The 17,984-nt window shown below is 68.3% G+C and carries 17 protein-coding genes; 12 read left to right on the top strand and 5 right to left on the bottom strand.

Annotated elements, in window-relative coordinates; all coding sequences use genetic code 11:
• Positions 1-13: 13 nt before the first annotated feature.
• The gene (locus tag E5P3_RS27715) at positions 14-601 is read left to right on the top strand and encodes a hypothetical protein (RefSeq protein WP_162588884.1); all 588 of its coding nucleotides are present in this window, start codon (positions 14-16) and stop codon (positions 599-601) included.
• Positions 602-639: 38 nt separating this feature from the next.
• Here E5P3_RS27715 and E5P3_RS27720 read toward each other — a convergent pair whose 3' ends face one another.
• Entirely contained in the window at positions 640-993 is a 354-nt protein-coding gene (locus E5P3_RS27720; protein ID WP_162588885.1) for an ESPR domain-containing protein, read from the bottom strand.
• Between the two features lie 323 nt (positions 994-1,316).
• Here E5P3_RS27720 and E5P3_RS27725 point away from each other — a divergent pair, with 323 nt between their 5' ends.
• The 3 genes from E5P3_RS27725 (at position 1,317) to E5P3_RS27735 (ending at position 5,810) form a co-directional block, all read left to right on the top strand.
• Positions 1,317-2,111 carry a response regulator transcription factor gene (locus E5P3_RS27725; RefSeq protein WP_162588886.1) on the top strand — a complete coding sequence of 265 codons (795 nt, stop codon included), beginning with the start codon at positions 1,317-1,319 and terminating at the stop codon, positions 2,109-2,111.
• Positions 2,112-2,211: 100 nt separating this feature from the next.
• Positions 2,212-3,381 carry a FecR family protein gene (locus E5P3_RS27730; RefSeq protein ID WP_162588887.1) on the top strand — a complete coding sequence of 390 codons (1,170 nt, stop codon included), beginning with the start codon at positions 2,212-2,214 and terminating at the stop codon, positions 3,379-3,381.
• A 26-nt stretch (positions 3,382-3,407) separates the two neighbouring features.
• Complete coding sequence (locus E5P3_RS27735) at positions 3,408-5,810, top strand: CHASE2 domain-containing protein (protein ID WP_162588888.1); 2,403 nt, start codon at positions 3,408-3,410, stop codon at positions 5,808-5,810.
• Between the two features lie 15 nt (positions 5,811-5,825).
• Here E5P3_RS27735 and E5P3_RS27740 read toward each other — a convergent pair whose 3' ends face one another.
• A complete protein-coding gene (locus E5P3_RS27740; protein ID WP_162588889.1) occupies positions 5,826-6,617 on the bottom strand; it encodes a response regulator transcription factor in 792 nt (263 codons plus the stop codon).
• Positions 6,618-7,034: 417 nt separating this feature from the next.
• Between E5P3_RS27740 and E5P3_RS27745 the strand changes: the two genes are divergently transcribed.
• A complete protein-coding gene (locus tag E5P3_RS27745; RefSeq protein ID WP_232073344.1) occupies positions 7,035-9,041 on the top strand; it encodes a hypothetical protein in 2,007 nt (668 codons plus the stop codon).
• A gap of 51 nt (positions 9,042-9,092) precedes the next feature.
• On the opposite strand, the gene E5P3_RS27750 is transcribed toward E5P3_RS27745, so the two are convergent.
• Positions 9,093-9,776 carry a LuxR C-terminal-related transcriptional regulator gene (locus E5P3_RS27750; protein WP_162588891.1) on the bottom strand — a complete coding sequence of 228 codons (684 nt, stop codon included), beginning with the start codon at positions 9,774-9,776 and terminating at the stop codon, positions 9,093-9,095.
• Positions 9,777-10,032: 256 nt separating this feature from the next.
• Here E5P3_RS27750 and E5P3_RS27755 point away from each other — a divergent pair, with 256 nt between their 5' ends.
• Both E5P3_RS27755 and E5P3_RS27760 read left to right on the top strand, forming a co-directional pair.
• On the top strand, positions 10,033-11,358 hold the full coding sequence (locus tag E5P3_RS27755; RefSeq protein WP_162588892.1) for a DotU family type IV/VI secretion system protein: 1,326 nt from the start codon (positions 10,033-10,035) through the stop codon (positions 11,356-11,358).
• 22 nt (positions 11,359-11,380) lie between these two features.
• Positions 11,381-12,463 (top strand): type VI secretion system protein, encoded by a 1,083-nt coding sequence (locus tag E5P3_RS27760; RefSeq protein WP_232073346.1) that lies wholly within the window; start codon positions 11,381-11,383, stop codon positions 12,461-12,463.
• Between the two features lie 19 nt (positions 12,464-12,482).
• Here the strand turns inward: E5P3_RS27760 and tssJ are convergent, their stop codons facing one another.
• Positions 12,483-13,004 carry a type VI secretion system lipoprotein TssJ gene (gene tssJ / locus E5P3_RS27765; RefSeq protein ID WP_162588893.1) on the bottom strand — a complete coding sequence of 174 codons (522 nt, stop codon included), beginning with the start codon at positions 13,002-13,004 and terminating at the stop codon, positions 12,483-12,485.
• A gap of 137 nt (positions 13,005-13,141) precedes the next feature.
• Here tssJ and tssA point away from each other — a divergent pair, with 137 nt between their 5' ends.
• The 5 genes from tssA to E5P3_RS27790 all read left to right on the top strand — a co-directional run bounded on the left by tssA (position 13,142) and on the right by E5P3_RS27790 (position 17,160).
• Positions 13,142-14,179 (top strand): type VI secretion system protein TssA, encoded by a 1,038-nt coding sequence (gene tssA / locus E5P3_RS27770; protein WP_162588894.1) that lies wholly within the window; start codon positions 13,142-13,144, stop codon positions 14,177-14,179.
• A gap of 51 nt (positions 14,180-14,230) precedes the next feature.
• A complete protein-coding gene (gene tssB / locus E5P3_RS27775) occupies positions 14,231-14,758 on the top strand; it encodes a type VI secretion system contractile sheath small subunit (RefSeq protein WP_162588895.1) in 528 nt (175 codons plus the stop codon).
• A 34-nt stretch (positions 14,759-14,792) separates the two neighbouring features.
• Entirely contained in the window at positions 14,793-16,289 is a 1,497-nt protein-coding gene (gene tssC / locus E5P3_RS27780; RefSeq protein WP_162588896.1) for a type VI secretion system contractile sheath large subunit, read from the top strand.
• A gap of 81 nt (positions 16,290-16,370) precedes the next feature.
• Positions 16,371-16,850, top strand: a complete 480-nt coding sequence (locus E5P3_RS27785) for an Hcp family type VI secretion system effector (protein ID WP_162588897.1) — start codon at positions 16,371-16,373, stop codon at positions 16,848-16,850.
• A gap of 91 nt (positions 16,851-16,941) precedes the next feature.
• A complete protein-coding gene (locus tag E5P3_RS27790; protein WP_162588898.1) occupies positions 16,942-17,160 on the top strand; it encodes a hypothetical protein in 219 nt (72 codons plus the stop codon).
• Between the two features lie 25 nt (positions 17,161-17,185).
• On the opposite strand, the gene E5P3_RS27795 is transcribed toward E5P3_RS27790, so the two are convergent.
• Positions 17,186-17,974, bottom strand: a complete 789-nt coding sequence (locus tag E5P3_RS27795) for a PP2C family protein-serine/threonine phosphatase (RefSeq protein WP_162588899.1) — start codon at positions 17,972-17,974, stop codon at positions 17,186-17,188.
• Between the last annotated feature and the right edge of the window lie 10 nt (positions 17,975-17,984).

Genomic DNA, 17,984 nt, shown 5'->3' on the forward strand with positions numbered 1-17,984 from the left:
CGCGAACGATGCGATGAAGCCGCTCGCGCGCATGGTGGCACGCTTCTGCGGCACGCTGGCCAGACTCCCGGAACGCGAGGCACCATCTGCCCGTTCCAGTGCGTGTGCCAGAACGTTGGGTTATGCCGCACCCCCAGACTTGTACAACCAGGCTGTCCAGATCCGGCGGCATCTCGTCGATCTGGGCGTTGGCATCGACCTGGCCCGAAGCGGAACGGTGACGAGCACACAACGCGCGTTGCAACAGCTCCAACACGCATACCGCAACCTGCAGGGCTTGATGATCGGCGTGCCTGAACGGCTGCTGGACGTTCAACCGGAATCCGAGCGACGCAGCGCGCGCCAACTGCTGCAGACCGCATTGTCCGGATCTCGCCTGCAAGCACCGACGCTGCACGCCACCGGTTCGGCGGCAGCGTCTCCCTGCCGATCCGGCTCCGGTGCGCTGTCTGCGATGTTCGAGTCCGGCGAGCTGAATCATCGCTCCTTGGTCGAAACGTGTCGCGACATGCCGGACCGGACGCGCCAGCATTCCTCAAAGGACGGTGGGGCGCTGGCCACCCTCATCATCAATGGCCGATGCGCCGTTCCCAATGGCTAACGCAGCGCCATAGTTGCTGAGATTTGACGCGAAAGCGTTTACGCCAATTGCGAGGCTCTCGCCAACAGTAATAGTGCTGTTAATGAGGCCGTCCGCGGTTGGTACGGTTGTAAAAACCGCAGTCGCACCGCATCCGATCGCAATGCTGTTAGTGCCTGCATTTGAGGTGTCGCAAGTGTCGCCAGAAATAGCTGTTGCGGATCCATTAGCAGCAATACCTCCCCCAAGCGACTGCGCCCCGGCCCCACTCGCCCCCCCAACGCCACCAGCACCACCGCAGCGGCCACCACCGCACCCGAACGACTCCGCTTCCCTCTCGCCTTGGTAATCTCCGAGGCCGCGACCCAGGCACCGAGCGCTTCGTTCCACACGGTGCGGTATGACTTGTTCATGCTGCTTGACATCCTTTTTGTAGCAATGAGCGGAAGGGCTTGCCCCTCGCTGATGCGGGCAGCGCGCCTCATTGCCACTGCATACGTGCCCACCACTCCCGGAAAGGCGTGGATGATGCCGAGCCATGTCAATACCGTGCGTTTAGCGTCACAATTTGCCAGATTGGTCTCTCCGGCAGCCAAGGCCGGATCCGGCACCCTCCTCGTTGCGCAGCGAGGGGGCGAGTTCGAACAGGCAAGGCGCAACAATTTACGAGATTTGGGCTCGTAAAAAGAGGAAGAATCCGGCCCACTTCCTGCTGAGCCACGAGACGAAAGAACCCATGCGTATCGCAGTACTTGACGACGATCCGACCCAGCTGGGCTACCTGGTCCATGCGTTGAAGCGCGGGCTCGATACGGGCGAGGAATCCATCACCTGCGTGCCCTTCGACAAAGGCGAGACACTGCGCAGGTCGCTGCGGCAGGAAACCTTCGACCTGCTGGTGCTCGACTGGAACGTGCCCGACCTGGACGGCGTCGAGTTGCTCCACTGGCTGCGCAGCTTCCAGAAGAGCGACGTGCCGGTCATCATGCTGAGTTCGCGCAGCGCCGAGCGCGACGTGGCCGGCGCGCTCGGCATCGGCGCGGACGACTACGTGGTGAAACCCTTCCGCACGATGGAGCTGTGCGCCCGCATCCGCCGCCTCCTGACTCGCCAGCCGAGCCTGACTGCGGCCGCCGAGCAGGAGCGCTTCGGCGCCTGGAGATTCGACCAGCCAAACCTGTGCGTGCACTTCAAGGCGAAGGACGGCACGCTCTCGCGAATCGCCCTCACGGACCGGGAATTCCGCCTGGCGCTGGCGCTGTTCCGCCACATGGGGCATGCGGTTTCGCGTACCTACCTGCTCGAGAAGTTGGGCGTGCACGGCGAGGAAATGCCCTCCCGCGCGCTCGACAGCCACATCTACCGGCTGCGCAGCAAGCTGGGCCTGCACAGCGCCAGCGGGCTGCGCCTGCAGACCGTCTACGGGCGCGGCTACCGGCTGGAGCGCGTCACAGGCGACCAGAGCGAAGCGAACACCATTGCCCCCCCCGGCGGCCGTTCCGACGACATCGATGACAAAGCCGGCGCCTAGGATTTCCAGACGCCGCTGGCTCATTGCAGCCCTTGTTTGCCTCGCCGGGCTGCCTGCGCCGCGCGCGCATGCGCAGGCGGCAAAGGTGCCGCGGGGTCCCGTGTCGACCTACCTGGTCCAGCCGGGCGACACCCTGTGGGGGCTGGCACGCAGATACATGGAGTCAGCGCATCGCTGGCCCGAGCTTCAGCGCGGTAATGCGGTGCCGGTACCCGAGCGTCTGCGTGCGGGCCAACTGTTGAATTTGGGCGGCTCCGCCGCGGTGCTGCATGTCTCGGGCAGCGTGTTGCTCCAGCGCGCCGCCAATCCGGAGCAGCAGCTCGCCGCCGGCGCGGCGCTCGCGCCGGGCGACGTGCTGACCACCGGGCGCGACAGCTTCCTGACGGTGGGCTTCGCGGACGGGAGCCGTGTGGTGCTGCCCTCGAGCAGCTCGGCCCGCCTGGTCGAGGCACATGGCCAACGGACCCAGCTGGAGCTGCTCAGTGGCCGGGTCGAATCGTACGTGGAGAAGCAGAGGGAGCGGGAGTTCGAGATCCGCACCCGCAGCTTCGCGCTGGGCGTGAAGGGAACGCATTTCCGCGTCCGGTCGGAAGGCGGGGTGCAAGCAGTGGAGGTGCTCGAAGGCAAGGTGCAGGCGACCGAGCTGGGCGCTGGCGGCCGCAGCACCGAGGTGGCGGCGCTCGAAGGCATGCCGCTGGTCGCCGCGGGCTCCGTCCTCGAGGTGCGCAGCCTGCTGCCGGCGCCGGCACAGCGCGCACCGGTCGACCGGAACACGGTTGCGGCGGAAGCGGTGGCAGGCGCGGCCGCGTACCGCCTGCAACTGGCGGCCGACGCGAACTTCCTGCGCCCGGCGGCGGAGTCGCGCGAGCCGGTGCCGCGCTTCGCGTTGCGGGGCTCGCTGTCGCCGGGCTTCTATCACACGCGGGTCTCCGCCCTCGACGGGCAAGGGGTCGAAGGGCGGGCGAGCGAGGGCGTGACCTTCGTGACGCCGCCGCAAGCCCCGATGACCAGCGAGGTACGCGCAGCGGGCAACGGCCTATGGCAGATCCGCTGGACAACACGTCAAGGGCAACGTCATACTTTCGAACTCGCGCGCACGCCCGACTTCGCGTCGCCCCTGGTGGCCGAATCGGGGACCTACATGAGCGGCGTGACGGTCGGCCCGCTCGAAGGTCCCGCACGCTACTACTGGCGATGTCGCGAACAAGCCGAGGGGGAGTCGTCGCCGCCGGCCGAATGGGGGGGCAGCTTCGAAGTAACCTCCCCTTGAACCGGGGAGTCGAGACGGGTGGGTACATGCAGCGACTGCGCCGTCGCTACTTGTTCGAGTGGATGCTGATGTTGCTGCTGCTGCCGCCGACCATGGTCTGGCTGGACGGCAAACCGGGACTTGTCGAAGCCAACGCGGCCATCTACGACAAGATGCTGCTCGACAGCGCACAGCGGCCGGCCCGGGACATCCTGATCATCGGCATCGACAATCGCACGCTGGATGTCTTGGGCCCCTGGCCGCTTCCGCGCTCGACGCACGCACAGTTGCTCGAGCGACTGGCCACGCATGCGCCGCGCGCGGTGCTGCTGGACCTGTTCTTCGACACGCCGTCCGCCGAACCCGCACAGGACCAGGCGCTCGCCACCGCAATGTCGAAGCTGCCGGTCTACCTGCCGCTCGACTACGCCGCACCGCCGATCGGCCTGCCCCGGGGTGAGCCCGCCTTCAAGCTTCCCATCCCGGAACTGGCGCAGCGCGCGCGCGGGCTGGGGCACGCCAACGCCGCACCGGATGCGGATGGCCTGGTGCGCGCGCTGTGGCGCTACGAGGGCCGGCCGGACAAGGTCTGGCCCTATGTGGGACTCGAGATCGCCATGCAGGCGGTCGAGCCGGGGCCGGGGGAAGTCCGGGGTTTGCAGGCCACTGACGGCTGGGTCCGCAGGGGGCGCTTCGGCGTCGACTTCGCGGGCGCCGCGGGCAGCTATCCGACGGTGTCCTACCTCGACATGCTGCGCGGCGATTTCACCGACGAGCTCGTGCGCGGCAAGCTGGTGCTGGTGGGCGCACTGGCCAACGCCGGCCTGGGCGACACGATGCCGGTGGCAGGCATCGGCGCGCTCACGAGCCTGCCAGGCGTCGAGATCCACGCCAATGCGTTGGATGCGCTGCTCACCGGCCGCACGATCGACATCCCGACCGACTGGCGACGGGTGCTGTGGATCTCGGCACCGATCTGGTTGGTGCTGATGCTGTTCCTGATCAGCGCGAGCCACGCGGTGATCTGGACCTTCGCGGTGTTACTCGCTTGCATTGTGCTGGACTACCTGGCGCTGGTGCACTGGCGTGTCGCCTTGCCGCTCGCCTCGCCGCTGTGCGGGGTGATCGCGTCCTATGTGCTTTGGAGCTGGCGCCGCCTGGATGCCCTGCTGGTGTTCTTCCGCCAGCGCGCGGCGCTGCTGAACGCCGTCCCGGCGGGCGCCTTCGAGCCACCGTTGCCCCTGCACCCGGCGCCGCTGGACTCGGTGGAGCGCCGTGCCAATGCGCTCGATCTTGCGATCGAGCGCCTGACGCGCCTCCAAGCGCTGCTGACCGAGGGCATGTGGAGCTTGCCCGTGCCGGTGCTGATCTGCCGCGACGACGGCACCGTGAGCCAGAGCAACGCGGCCGCCCAGAATCTTCTCGCCACGGCGCTGGTGCTGTCCTCCACGGGTGCGGTGTCACGGCCCGCCGCAGGCGGTATCGACCACCTCAAGGGCATCGACCTGCTGCGGCTGCTCGCCGATATGCAAAAGGCCGAGATCGCAGGCGCGCCCGGTGCGCGCGCAACGACGGTCTGGGAAGAGGCGATGGGCATCGAGTACACGACCGAGCAGGGAAGCGTGTTCACGCTGCGGGCGGCGTCGCTCGGGGAGGTGGGGTCGGGCGCGGCCGCATCGCGCGCCTGGGTGGTGGTACTCAACGACATCACCACCGAGCGCCGTGCCCAGCGCGAACGCGAGCAGTGGTTCAGCTTTCTCTCGCACGACGTACGCGGCCCGCAGGTCACCATGCTCAGCCTTCTGGCGCTGTACGTGGAGGGCGCTTCCAACGTCAGCATGCAGAACGTGATCGACGGCGTGGGCCGAGAGGCGCGGCGCACGATCCAGCTCGCCGAGAGCTTCATGGACATGCTGGAGGCGGAATCGAAGGTCTACCGCTTCGCGCCGACTTTCGCCGGCTCGGTGGTGCTCGATGCCATCGATGCCACCTGGGCCACGGCCCATGCCCGCGGGCTGGTTGTGAAGCCGCGGCTGGGCGCTGCGGAAGCATCGCTCTCGGCCGATGCATCGCTGCTGACGCGGGCCCTCGTGAACTTGCTGCACAACGCAATCCGCCATAGCAAGCCCGATAGCGCCATCCATATCTGCGTCGAGACCAACTTTGAGGCAAACGCCCCCTATGGCGAGGTGCTGATTTCGTTGCAGGACAGCGGGAGCGGCATGGACGAGCCGCAGCTGGCAAAGTTGATGACCCCCAACAAGGGCCGCCGGTGGAGCGCAAATGCCGATCCCGAGGCAGGACACGGCTGGGGCCTCGGCTTGACGATCGTGCACACCGTCGTGGCGCGCCACGGCGGCTGGATCGATGTCATCAGCGCACCGAACGCGGGGACGACCTTCTTCATCGGCCTTCCCCTGAGCCCGGAAGAGCCGCCCCTCGAGCCCTGAGGGGGGCGGGCATTTTCAGAACCCGAGGACGGGAGACGCCTCGAGCTTCAGGTCCCGCGCCGACAAGGTCACCAACCTCGGTGCTTTCTTGCCGGGGCTTCGGCTGAGCTTGAACCCGGCATAGCGAATGGTGCTGAGCTTCCATTCGCAGCCGTGGAAAGCGATGAGTCCGAGTTGGCTGCGCAGGCGTCCCACGCTGGCGTCCAGCCACCGGCCACCCGTTTCCGGCGCCAGCCCCGCCGCCATGGTGCGCAGCCAATCGCGCGACAGTACGTGTTCGATGTTGTGGAAGAACTCCAGCGCGAGCTCGAAGTCCAGCGGACGCATGCCGATCTCGGTCCCGTCGAGCACCACGGATTCCCTGGATGGCACGAAGCGATAGCCGCCCCACTCCAGGCCAGCATGGTCGGCAGCGAGCGAGTGCTGCGCGAAGAATGCCTTCATCCCCTTGTAGACGTCCGCGAAAGACAAGGGCGCCGCGAGGACCACGTCTCCCGCGGAGCAGCGCAGCGTCTCGGCGGCCTTGACGGGGTTCTCTCGCGCCAGGAAGAGCAAGGGCACATCGGGGCCGACCAGGCTCCTGGCGGCGCGGATCCAGGCCTGTTGCTCGATCGGGTTCTGGGGCAGGCCAACGCACAGGGCCGAGCAGCGCAGGAGGCTCCCGCGCAGCGGGAGCAGTTCCTCCAGATCATTGAATACGAGCGGCGCATGGCCCAGGGCGCGGATGGCGCGGCGCATGTGTTCCCGCGAGCGAAGCATGGGGTCGAGCACGGCGACTCTTCGACGCAGTTCATTTCTGGCAGACATGTCATTGAGCTCCAGTGAATGCGTGGGTACTCGCAAAGAAGTGAAACACAGGAGCTTCCTTGTCGCCGCCACGCGTGATGTAAGACTTAAGGATTGCGATAGTGCCGAGCAACAAAAGTCGCGTGGATGCGTTGTGACAATTGATCAGGATTGGGTCGCACGGAAACAAGGGTTTCCAACAGCCTTCACGAAATGAGGCCGCGAGCGACTGGATCTGCGCATCTGCGGGGCGTGGGCATCGCCCGGACGCGCGGGCGCGATCGTCACGCGCCATCACAACCTGATGAATTGTCGCGTCCGGCGAGCCTCGCCCCGGTTGCAGCCCTAACCTGCCAGCCGCGATCGAGACAAGGGCTCCTCCACTGGCCCAGCGGCTTTCAGCAGCAAACGGAGTGGCTTCTTTCTGATTGTGGTTCCATGTCACTGTCCACGATGATCGGGGCGCCGCATTCCCCCTCGCATTCACCCTCGCAGTTGTCAGGGCGCGCATTCGGCGCCCTCCACCCTCCTGCACCGCGGCCGTCCGTACTGCGCTTCGTCGCCGCGCTTCCCTTTCGCAACCAAACGGGCCGGGACGCACTGGTCTGGGTCGAGTTCTGCATGGCGGCCCTGCTGAACCGGGAGCTCGAAGCGCAGCAGGCCCTTACCGTGCTGCCGCTCGTCGACGTGGTCACCGCGCTCAAGGGAAGCGGCGACGGTCCTTCGAGCGCCCGTGCCATCGAGCAGGTCCGTGCACTCGGTGCCCGGACGGTGATCGCTGCCCAGGTGCACGCGCACGAGAACGGCTTCGAGCTGCGCTACCAACTGCACGGCGAGATGGCCCTTGCCGATTCCAGCCCGCTGCGCGGCGGTGACCTGACGCAGCTGACCATCGCCCTCGGCCGGAAGCTGGCCCGCGCGCTTGTCGACGAGGAGCCGGCACGCGTCCCCACCGACACCTTCACGAACGAGGCCTTCGCGCGCGCCATGCACGCCGCCAGGGAACAGCGCTACCAGGTGGCGCAGGACTACCTGCAGGTCTGTGTCGCTTCGCAGCCGCATGCGCTCGACATGGATGTCGAGCACGTCGAGAGCCTGGCCGCGACCGAACACCCCGAGACCGCGCCGAAGGCCCAGCGCCTGCTGGCGCGCGCGGCCGCATCGGCCGATGTGGCGACGCAGGCACGGGTGCTGCGCGCACTCGCCGCCTACCACCGCGCGCTCGAAAACAACGAGCTTGCCCGAACGCTCATCCACCAGGCCCTGACGCTGCTCGAAACGAACGGCGACGAAGCGCTGAAGGCGGCGGTGCTGCTGGAGCGCTGCGAGTTGGCGATCGCGGATCGCGAGTTCGAGCTCGCGCAAAGCATCGGCCGACGTGTTCTCGCCGCGGCGCAGGGAGGAGGCCATGACCGGCTGACGGCGCAATGCCTGCGGCAGGAAGGCATCATCGCGCACCTGCGCGGCCAGGCAGAGCCCGCGCTGGAGGCCCTGCACCGTTCGGCGCAGCTCAGCCGCACCCCGCACCCGCAGCACGCAGACCTCGCGCATACCCTCTACCAGATCGCAATCGCCTACCGCGATGCCGGGCGCATGCGCGATGCGGCCCTGGCAATCGACGAAGCGGTGGACTGCGCGAAGCTGGCCGGCACGCCGGTACGCCATGCGCTCACGCTCGCGTTGCAGTTCACGGTTCACAGCTACGCGGGCAACCAGGAGGTCGCACACGCGGCGCAGGGCAAGCTGGCATCGGCGTCGATGCAGCAGTCTCGGGCTGGCCGGTTTCTATCGCAGCTGACGGAAGCCTGGCTCTACTGGCGCAGCGGCCGGATCGGCGACGCGCTGCAGCGCATGGAGCAGGTGCGCAAGCTCGGACGCGAAGCACGGCGCTTCTGGCTCAGCTTTGCGATCGCCATGCACACGGGCATGGCCATCGCCGGCGGGCGCTACGACCTGGCGCACGACCTGATCGCCGAGATCGAGGCCAATCGGCGCTTCTACGAAGGCACTTGCCTGCACGGTTCCGCCACCTTCTTCAGAGCCGCGCTGGCCCACGCGAGAGGCGACCGGCAACAGGCGTGGCGCAGGCTGCGCGAGACCATGGCGGTCTCTTCTGTCGGTATGGTCCGCTCCAACGCCTGCCTGGCGGCCGCCTGGCTTGCCTGCGAGGATCGCGCGCTGCACGAAGTCCAGGGCTGGCTCGACCAGGTGCCCGCATGGACCGCGGAGCATCCGAACGGCATCATGGCACTCGCGCGCTACCGCTTCGAGCAGGGGGACTGGGCCGCGGCCGTGGAAAATCAGGCGCGCTACGTGGAGCGCTGGCCGGCCGACGAAGTCACATTGCACCAGCGACGGCTACTGCACGACTATCGCGAGGCGATGCGTACGGGAAGGGCCTTCGCGATCCCGCGCCTGCCGCACTTGCTGACCTTGCGCTTCTGAGACAGCGCCCGCCGGCAACCGCAGCCGCGGCGGCGGCCGGGAAGAAGAGGCTCAGGCCTCCGCCGTCAGCGTCTGCGCCGCAACGACTGCCTCCGTGCGGTTGCGCACGTTGAGCGCACGGAAAATGGCCGCCAGATGAATCTTTACAGTGCCCTCGCTGATGCCGAGCGCACGCCCGATCAGCTTGTTGGGCTTGCCTTGCGACAGCAGCTGCAGCACTTCGACCTGGCGCTCGGTAAGCACGGTGCGCAGGTGCTCGAGGGTCTGGGCGGTAGCGGCGGATGAGGCACGCTGCGCAGCCTCGCCGGCACCGGGCGGCACGCCGGCCACCACGCCCGGCGGTACCGCCGACAACAGCATCGGCGGCACATAGACGCCACCGGCCAGCACCAGCCGCACGGCCGACAGCATGACCTCGGGCGAGTAGGCCTTGGGAATGAAGCCCAGCACGCCACGCTCCAGCGCCGACCGCATGATGGCCGGGTCCTCGTAGCCCGAGAGCACGATGACCGGCACGGCCGGGTGGCGGCGCCGGATCTCGTCCACATGGGCCTGTCCCTCGGCACCGGGCATGTTGAGATCGATCACGGCCAAGTCGATGTCATCGGAGGCGCAGGCGAGCAGTTCGTCGACGCTCATCGCCAGAACGAACTCGATGCCGGGCTCGATCTCCGACAGCTTGGCCTTGACCGCCTCGATGACGAGCCTGTGGTCGTCGGCGATCAGGATTTTCATGGCAGGCCTTAATAGATTAAGCGTAATGCACGCAGTCAACTCAACGAGTAGCACGAAAGATAACGGTGAACGCCCAGCCCTGCAAGGCTCGCCGGCTCCACGAACGACATAGTCCCCAAGCGGTATGGCAGCTGTCCAGGGGCGTTGAAAGAATCGATCCAAGATCCACCGCTTCAACAGGGACATAGGCATGTGCCATCGAGACAGGCGCAAACCCAGGGCTCCCGTTGCCACCGAAGAATAGCGCGAGCGCTTCATGGCTCGGCTGTTCGACTGCTTCAGCGCACTCTTCTCGTTCGGCCTCGAGCTCGACGCGGCCATCGCGGCCGGCCGTGCCGCGCCCGCGCCCGAAGCCGCCCAGCGGCGCGCGCTCCAGTTGCTCGACCAGGCCCGTGCCGCGGCCCGCGAGGCCGGCAGCACGCAGGCGCACGTCGAATCGGCCTCCTTCGCGGTGGTCGCCTGGCTCGACGAGGTGATCGCGCGCCATCCGGCGTGGAACACCGGCGCGACGCCGCTGCAGGTGCGGCTCTTCAACTCCAACAACGCGCACAGCGAGTTCTTCCATCACCTGTCCGCCCTGCAGCCGGACGACGGCGAGGTGCGCGAGATCTACTGGCATGCGCTGGTCCACGGCTTCAAGGGCCAGTACTACTTCGAGAGCGGCGACGGCGGCGAGCTCGGCAAGCTCAAGGAGCTGCACGGGCGGCAGCTGCCCGTGCGCCCGCTGGCGCTCGACACGCTGGCCGAGGACCGTATCACGCCGCAGCCCTATGGCGTGCCCGATCCACCGGGCCCGCGCGTGCCCGAGCGGCGCGAGCGCGCGCTGCTGCGCGCCGCCGGCGCGATGGCGCTGCTCGTCCCGCTGGCCTACCTGCTATGGGCCATGCTGGGCGGCGCACGCGAGACGGCACCCACGCCGGCCCAGGCCGTCGACCAGCGGCTGCAGGCCGTTGCCTGCGCGGACCTCACCGTGGCGGTGGGCGACGACGGCACGGCGCGGGTGAGCGGCTTCGTCCCGACGGCGGAGGACATGGCGCGCGTGGAGCGCGAGGTGCGCGCCATGCCCGGCATGGCGACGGCGAACTTCGCGCTCCGGCTGCGCGTCTGGCCCCATTGCGAGGTCGTGGCCATCCTCAAGCCCTACCAGGCACGCAACCAGGAGAAGCGGCAACCGCTGAAGGTCGCCGCGCTCACCGCGCAGGAGGGTCGGGTGCGCGAGGGCGACACGGTGGTGGTGCGCGTCACCAACGCGGACCACGAGGGCTACCTGCGCGTCGACTACTACACGGCCGATGGCGCCGTCATGCACCTGCACGCGAACCGCGGCCAGCAGCCCCTGCGCCCCGGTGAAGTCCTGGAGCTGGGCCGCGACATTCCCTCGAGCTGGCTGGTGAGCCCGCCCTTCGGCACGGTGCTGATCACCGCCTTGTCGTCGACCACGCCACTGGCCGACACCGCCGGCACGCCGCCTTTCGAGCTGGCCTCGGCCTACCTGCAGCGCCTGCGCGAAGCGCTGGCCTCCAGCGAGGCCGCGGGCCGGCCGATCGCCGACTTCGTGTTCCTCGAAACCGTCTCACGCTGAGACCGCGACATCCCGCCCTCGCATGAACATGCTGTACCCGCTGCCCGCCCACTACGGCGCCCTGCTGGTGCTGTGCATGGCGGGGCTGCTCGCACTGTGGTGGTTCATGCTGGGCTCGCGCTACCTCGCGCGGCGGCGCCTGCTGCGCCGCCGCATCGAGGCCCTGGCCACGCCTTCGGATACGGCGCCGCCCGAGCCCTTCGCCGAGCCCCGCGCCGCGGTCGCGCATGCGCGCGAGCACCTGCTTTGCTCACCCGCGCTGCGCGCGCTGCATCACCCGCTCTATGACCTGCCCTGGCTGCTGTTCATCGGCGACGAGGACGCCGGCCTCCGGGCGCTGCTCGCCGCGGCCCGTCGCGAAGCCTCCGTGCCGCCGGGGCAGGGCATGGACGAGGGCGGAAACTTCTGGCGCTGGCATTTCTTGCCGACCCTTGTCGCCATCGAGACCCGTGCCGCCGCGGTGCACGAGCCGGCCACGCCGCACGAGCGCGGCCTCTGGTACCGGGCCCTGCTGGCGCTCGCCGAGCAGCGCGAGCGCCTGCCGCTCAACGGCATCGTGGTCTGCGTGAACGCGGCCCGCCTGCTGGGCGACGCGCAGCACGTGGCCGCCGATGCGGCACGCCTGCGCCAGCGTGTCGACGAGGCGGCCGAACTCCTGCGCTTGCAGCTGCCCATCTACCTGCTGGTGACCGGGCTGGAGCGGCTGGCGGGTTACGAGGTGATGCGCGAAGCCCTGCCGCGTGCGGTGCGTGCCCAGGCCCTGGGCCATCGCCTGCCCGACGTCGCCGCGGCCGCGGCGCGCCCTGATGCGCTGTTCGAGCCACTGGCGCTGCGCCTGCATGCCTTGCGCATGGGCCTGCTGCGCAGGCAGCCGGACCCGGCGCGCCGCCAGGCGATCCATGCCTTCGTCGAGCAGGTGCGCGCATTGCAGCCCGGATTGCGCGCCTTCGCACAGCAGCTCTTCGAGGCCCCGCGCAGCAGCCATGCCGGCGCGCGCTGGCGCGGTCTGTACCTCGTGGCAGCGCCGGGCAACAGCGACCAGTCGGCCTTCGTCTCCGACCTGTTCCAACGCTTCCTGCCCGCCGACCAACCGCTAGCGAGATAGCCGATTGCCTCGCGGCCGGCTAACGGATGCTTATCTGGCGCGCGCCGAAGGTGGCGGTCAGCACCAGCGGCTTGCCCGGCTCGACCACGCGCACCTCGCGCCAGCGTGCGCGATCCAGGTCGCGGTACGCGGCCATCACACCGATCGCCTTGATGTCGGCGGCCAGTGTCATCTCCAGCTTCTTGCTGTCGCCCGGGCGCAGCAGCAGTTCTTCGCGCTGCGCCATCTCCGCGCCCAGCGTGGCCTGGTCCTTCTCGAACAGCGAGAAGAAGTCGGCCGACTCGAAGGCGCCACGGGTCTTGAGCGCATAGACGCGCACCGTGAGCGGCGAGGCCCGGCCGCGCGCATCGGGATTGGCATCGGCACCGGCCACCAGCGTCATCGCCACCGGCGTCGTGACCGGTGGCGGCGGCGGCTTGGCGCAACCGGTCACCAGCAGGCCCGCGGCCAGCAGGCCCAGGCTCCAGCCCGACAGCACGCGGCGGCGGTCCGCGTTGCGCAGGCGTCCATAGGACGAACGGCGTGTACCCAGCTCACTCATGCTATTCCCTTCGTTGCATTGACCCGCCCCGGGGCATCTTTGATTATCACCAGCGTCTGTCGACACATGAATCAGCCGGAGGGCCGGGGGGAAGGAAATCCTCATGCCGACGGGCTCTGTCCATCCCAACAGGCAACATGCTGACACCCGAACTCGTCGATGCACTGCAAGCTCCCGTCAGCCAGGCATCGCCATGCGGCGACGATCTGGAATACGACCCGGCCTTCACCGCGCTCGAGGCTGCCGCGCAGGGCAAGGCCGAGCAGCAGTTCGGCGACACGGTGATCCCCGCGGTGGAGCCCGAGTGGCGCGCGGTCGCCGACCAGGCACAGGCACTGCTCGCGCGAACCAAGGACGTGCGGCCCGCCGTGCTGCTGCTGCGGGCAAGCACCCGGCTCCAGGGCGCGTCCGGCTTCGGCCTGGGGCTGCAGTTGCTGAGCGGCCTGCTCGAGCGCCACTGGGACGGCATACATCCAAAGCTGGATGCCGACGACGACAACGACCCCACCATGCGCCTCAACGCGCTCGCCCCGCTCGCCGACGAGGGCATGGTGCTGCGCGACCTGTACGACGCCCAGGTCGGCATCGCGCGCGGCGTAGGCCCGATCCGCGTGCGCGACATCGCGATCGCGCACAACGCGCTGGCCGCCGTGGGTGGCGACGCCGCCTACTCGCAGGCGCAGGTGCAGGGCGGGCTCGAAGCCATCCACGCCGAGACGCCTGACATGCTGCGTGCGCTGATGGCCACGCCAGCGCAGGTCTCCCGGCTGCAGACGCTGATCACCGAGCGCACCGGCCGTGCCGATGCCATCGATCTCTCTCGTCTGCGCGCGATCGGGCAGGTGCTGCACAAGGCCTGCGCGGCCGTGGCCGGCGCGGCAGGGCCCGCCGAGGCCGCGGCCGATGCCGGCGAACAGCCCGCCACGGCCGAGGGCAACGCACCGGCGCAGCGCGCCGCCGCGCCCGGCGAACTCCGCACCCGCCAGGACGTGCTCCAGACCCTGGACCGCGTGATCCGCTATCTCGAACAGACCGAGCCGGGCAACCCGGCGCCGCTCCTGATCGCGCGCGCCAAGAAGCTGATCGGCGTGAGCTTCCTCGAGATCATGGCCGACCTCGCGCCGAACGCGCTCGACACCATCGAAGCCGTGACCGGCAAGCAGACCACCGAGTAAGGCCCCTGCCGCCGCGCTCGTCTTCCCATCCATCCTGCAAGGAGTTCCTCCATGTCCACCAAGAGCAGCCAGAAGTTCATCGCCCGCAACCGGGCGCCGCGCGTCCAGATCGAGTACGACGTGGAGCTCTACGGCGCCGAGAAGAAGATCCAGCTGCCCTTCGTGATGGGCGTTCTGGCGGACCTCTCCGGCAAGCCGGCGGACCCGCTGGCGCCGGTCACCGACCGCAAGTTCCTCGAGTTCGACGTCGACAACTTCGACGCCCGCATGAAGGCCATGAAGCCGCGCGCCGCCTTCTCTGTGCCGAACACGCTGACCGGCGAGGGCGAGCTCAAGGTCGACATCAGCTTCGAGAACATGGACGACTTCTCGCCCGCCGCGGTCGCCCGCAAGGTGGATGCGCTCAACAAGCTGCTCGAGGCCCGCACTCAGCTGTCGAACCTGGTCACCTACATGGATGGCAAGGGCGGCGCCGAAGACCTGCTGGCCAAGGTGCTGGAGGACCCGGCCCTGCTGCAGACGCTCGCCGGCAGCAGGAAGCCCGAAGAGGGCGCCCCGTCCACGGCTTCCGCCGCCTGACGCCCCACGAAACGAATCACGAGGAGAAAGCAACATGGCCGAAGCACTCGAACAGCAGAGCGCACTGAAAGACGTCGCCTACGGGGGCAGCGACTTCGCGTCGCTGCTGCAGAAGGAATTCAAGCCGCGCAGCGACGAGGCGAAGAGCGCCGTGGAGGCGGCCGTGCTCACGCTGGCGCAGCAGGCGCTGGCGAACACGCAGGTCATCGGCAAGGACGTGACCAAGTCGATCCAGGCCATGATCGCCGCGATCGACCAGAAGCTCACCGAGCAGGTCAACAAGATCCTGCACCACGAGGACTTCCAGAAGCTCGAGAGCGCCTGGCGCGGCCTGCACTACATGGTGAACAACACCGAGACCGACGAGAACCTCAAGATCCGCGTGATGGACGTCTCGAAGAAGGAGCTGCACAAGACCCTGAAGAAGTTCAAGGGCGCGGCCTGGGACCAGAGCCCGCTGTTCAAGAAGATCTACGAGCAGGAGTACGGCCAGTTCGGCGGCGAGCCCTTCGGCGCCATCGTGGGCGACTACCACTTCGACCAGAGCCCGCCCGACGTGGAGCTCCTGGGCGAGATGGCCAAGATCGCGGCTTCGGCCCACGCGCCCTTCATCACCGGCGCCAGCCCCAACCTGATGCAGATGGAGTCCTGGCAGGAACTCGCCAACCCGCGCGACCTGACCAAGATCTTCTCCACCCCCGAGTACGCCGGCTGGCGCAGCCTGCGCGAGTCGGACGACTCCAAGTACATCGGCCTGTGCATGCCGCGCTTCCTGGCGCGCACGCCCTACGGCGCCAAGACCAACCCGGTTGAGGACTTCGACTTCGAGGAAGACGTCGCCGGCGCCGACCACAGCAAGTACGCCTGGGCCAACGCGGCCTACGCCATGGCCACCAACATCAACCGCTCCTACAAGCTCTACGGCTGGGGCTCGCGCATCCGCGGCATCGAATCGGGCGGCGCGGTCGAGAACCTGCCGCTGCACACCTTCCCGAGCGACGACGGCGGCGTGGACCAGAAGTGCCCGACCGAGATCGCCATCAGCGACCGGCGCGAGGCCGAGCTGTCCAAGGCCGGCCTGCTCTCGCTGATCCACCGCAAGAACTCCGACTTCGCGGCCTTCATCGGCTCGCAGTCGCTCAACAAGCCGACCGAGTACGACGACCCCGACGCCACCGCCAACGCCAACCTCGCCGCGCGCCTGCCCTACCTCTTCGCCTGCAACCGCTTCGCGCACTACCTCAAGTGCATCGTGCGCGACAAGGTCGGCAGCTTCAAGGAGCGCGATGAGATGCAGCGCTGGCTCAACAAGTGGATCACCAACTACGTGGACGGCGACCCCGTCAACTCCTCCGAGGAGACCAAGGCGCGCAAGCCGCTGGCGGCGGCCGAGGTGGTGGTGGAGGAGGTCGAGGGCAACCCCGGCTACTACACCTCCAAGTTCTTCCTGCGCCCGCACTACCAGCTCGAAGGGCTGACGGTGTCGCTGCGCCTGGTGTCCAAGCTGCCGTCCGTCAAGGGCGGCAAGTAGCACGTGACGAAGCGCAGCTTGCTCTGCAGTTGCCGATCAACCCCCCGCCCGCCGCAACGGGTTTCCTGAAGGAGCATCGAGATGAGTTCTGACTATTTCGCCAAGATCACGAAGGCCGACGGCGAGTCGAAGAAGGAAGGCCACGTCAACGAGATCGAGGTCCTGAGCTGGAGCTGGGGCGTCTCGAACGCCTCCAGCGCCGGCGTGGGCGGCGGCGCCGGCAAGGGCAAGGCCACGCCCTCCGAGCTCACCTTCATGCACAACTACGACAAGGCCTCGCCCGTGCTGGCCAGCTTCTGCGCCAAGGGCACGCACATCGACGAGATCAAGCTCACCGCCCGCAAGTCCGGCGATGGCCAGGAGGACTATCTCATCATCACCCTGAACGGCGCCTTCATCACCAGCACGCAGTTCAGCGGCGGAGGCGGCGGCGACATGGTCGAGAGCGTGTCCTGCGCCTTCAAGAAGATCAAGATCGAATACAAGCTCCAGGACGACAAGGGCAAGCTCAGCGCCGGCCCCGAGATGACCTGGGACCTCGAAGCCAACAAGGTCACCTGAGGCCACTACCTGGCCACCCGGCCACCACCCGACCCATCGCGAAGCCCGGGCCGTCGCCGGGCGATAGCAGCATCATCGAGGTCGACGGCTGGTGGGGCCCGACCCGTACCGCGACGCGCCCTGGACGCCGTCCACCATCTCCAGGACCACCTACGCGCTGGTCGTGCTGGTGCAGCGATGCCACCGGCTGTGCGAACAGAACCGCGAGACCTACTACCAGGACCTGCCCAACCGGCAGGACATGCCGCTGCAGCTGCGCAACGCGCTGAAGACGGTCAAGACCCGAGCCGACAAGTACAAGTACAAGTAAAAGCCAGGCGGGCGACCGCGCGGCGCTACGGCCGAGGCGGTTCGGGCAGCGGCCGCGTGACCTCGTCGTCCTCGCCGTCCTCGTGCAGCCATAGCACGACCGCCGTGTAGTTGTCGTGCCCGGGCTTGGCGCGTGCGCGAATCTCGGCGTCGAGCTGCTCCACCCATCGGCTGGGGTCCTGCGAGGCCTGCAGCGTCTCGCACAGGCACGCGTCGCCCAGCGGCTCCCAGACGCCGTCGCTGCACAGCAGCAGCACATCGTCCACGGCGAGTGGCATGCGCTCGGAAACGGTGATCTCCGGCAGCGACTCGAGCGAGCCCAGCGCCGACAGCAGCATGTTGCGCTTCGGATGCAGGCGCGCGGCCTCCTCGTCGATCATGCCGCCCGCCACCATCTGCTGGACCAGGCTGTGGTCGATGGTGCGCGCCACCGGCGCGCCGGCGCGGAACAGGTAGGCGCGGCTGTCGCCGCTGTGGGCCCAGACCACCGCGTTCTCGTGCAGGTCGATGGCGGCCAGCACCACGGTGGAGCGCATGGCCGCCAGCTTGCCGCCTTCGGCCTGGCGCGCGACCACGTCGCGGTTGGCCTGCTCCAGCAGGCGCCGCAGGCCTTCGGCATCCAGCCCCGGCGCCGCCGCGAAGCCGCCGAGCACGCTGCTGCGCACGATCGACGCGGCCACGTCGCCGCCGCCGTGGCCACCCGCGCCATCGGCCACCAGGCAGGCCAGGAAGCGGCCGTCGTTCCACTGGCCGAACACGTCCTCGTTGTAGCTGCGGCCGCCCTGCCTCGACAGGGTGACGATCTCGATCTCCATGGGGCCTCCC

It is taken from the genome of Variovorax sp. RA8 (assembly GCF_901827175.1).
Classification (GTDB): Bacteria; Pseudomonadota; Gammaproteobacteria; order Burkholderiales; family Burkholderiaceae_C; genus Variovorax.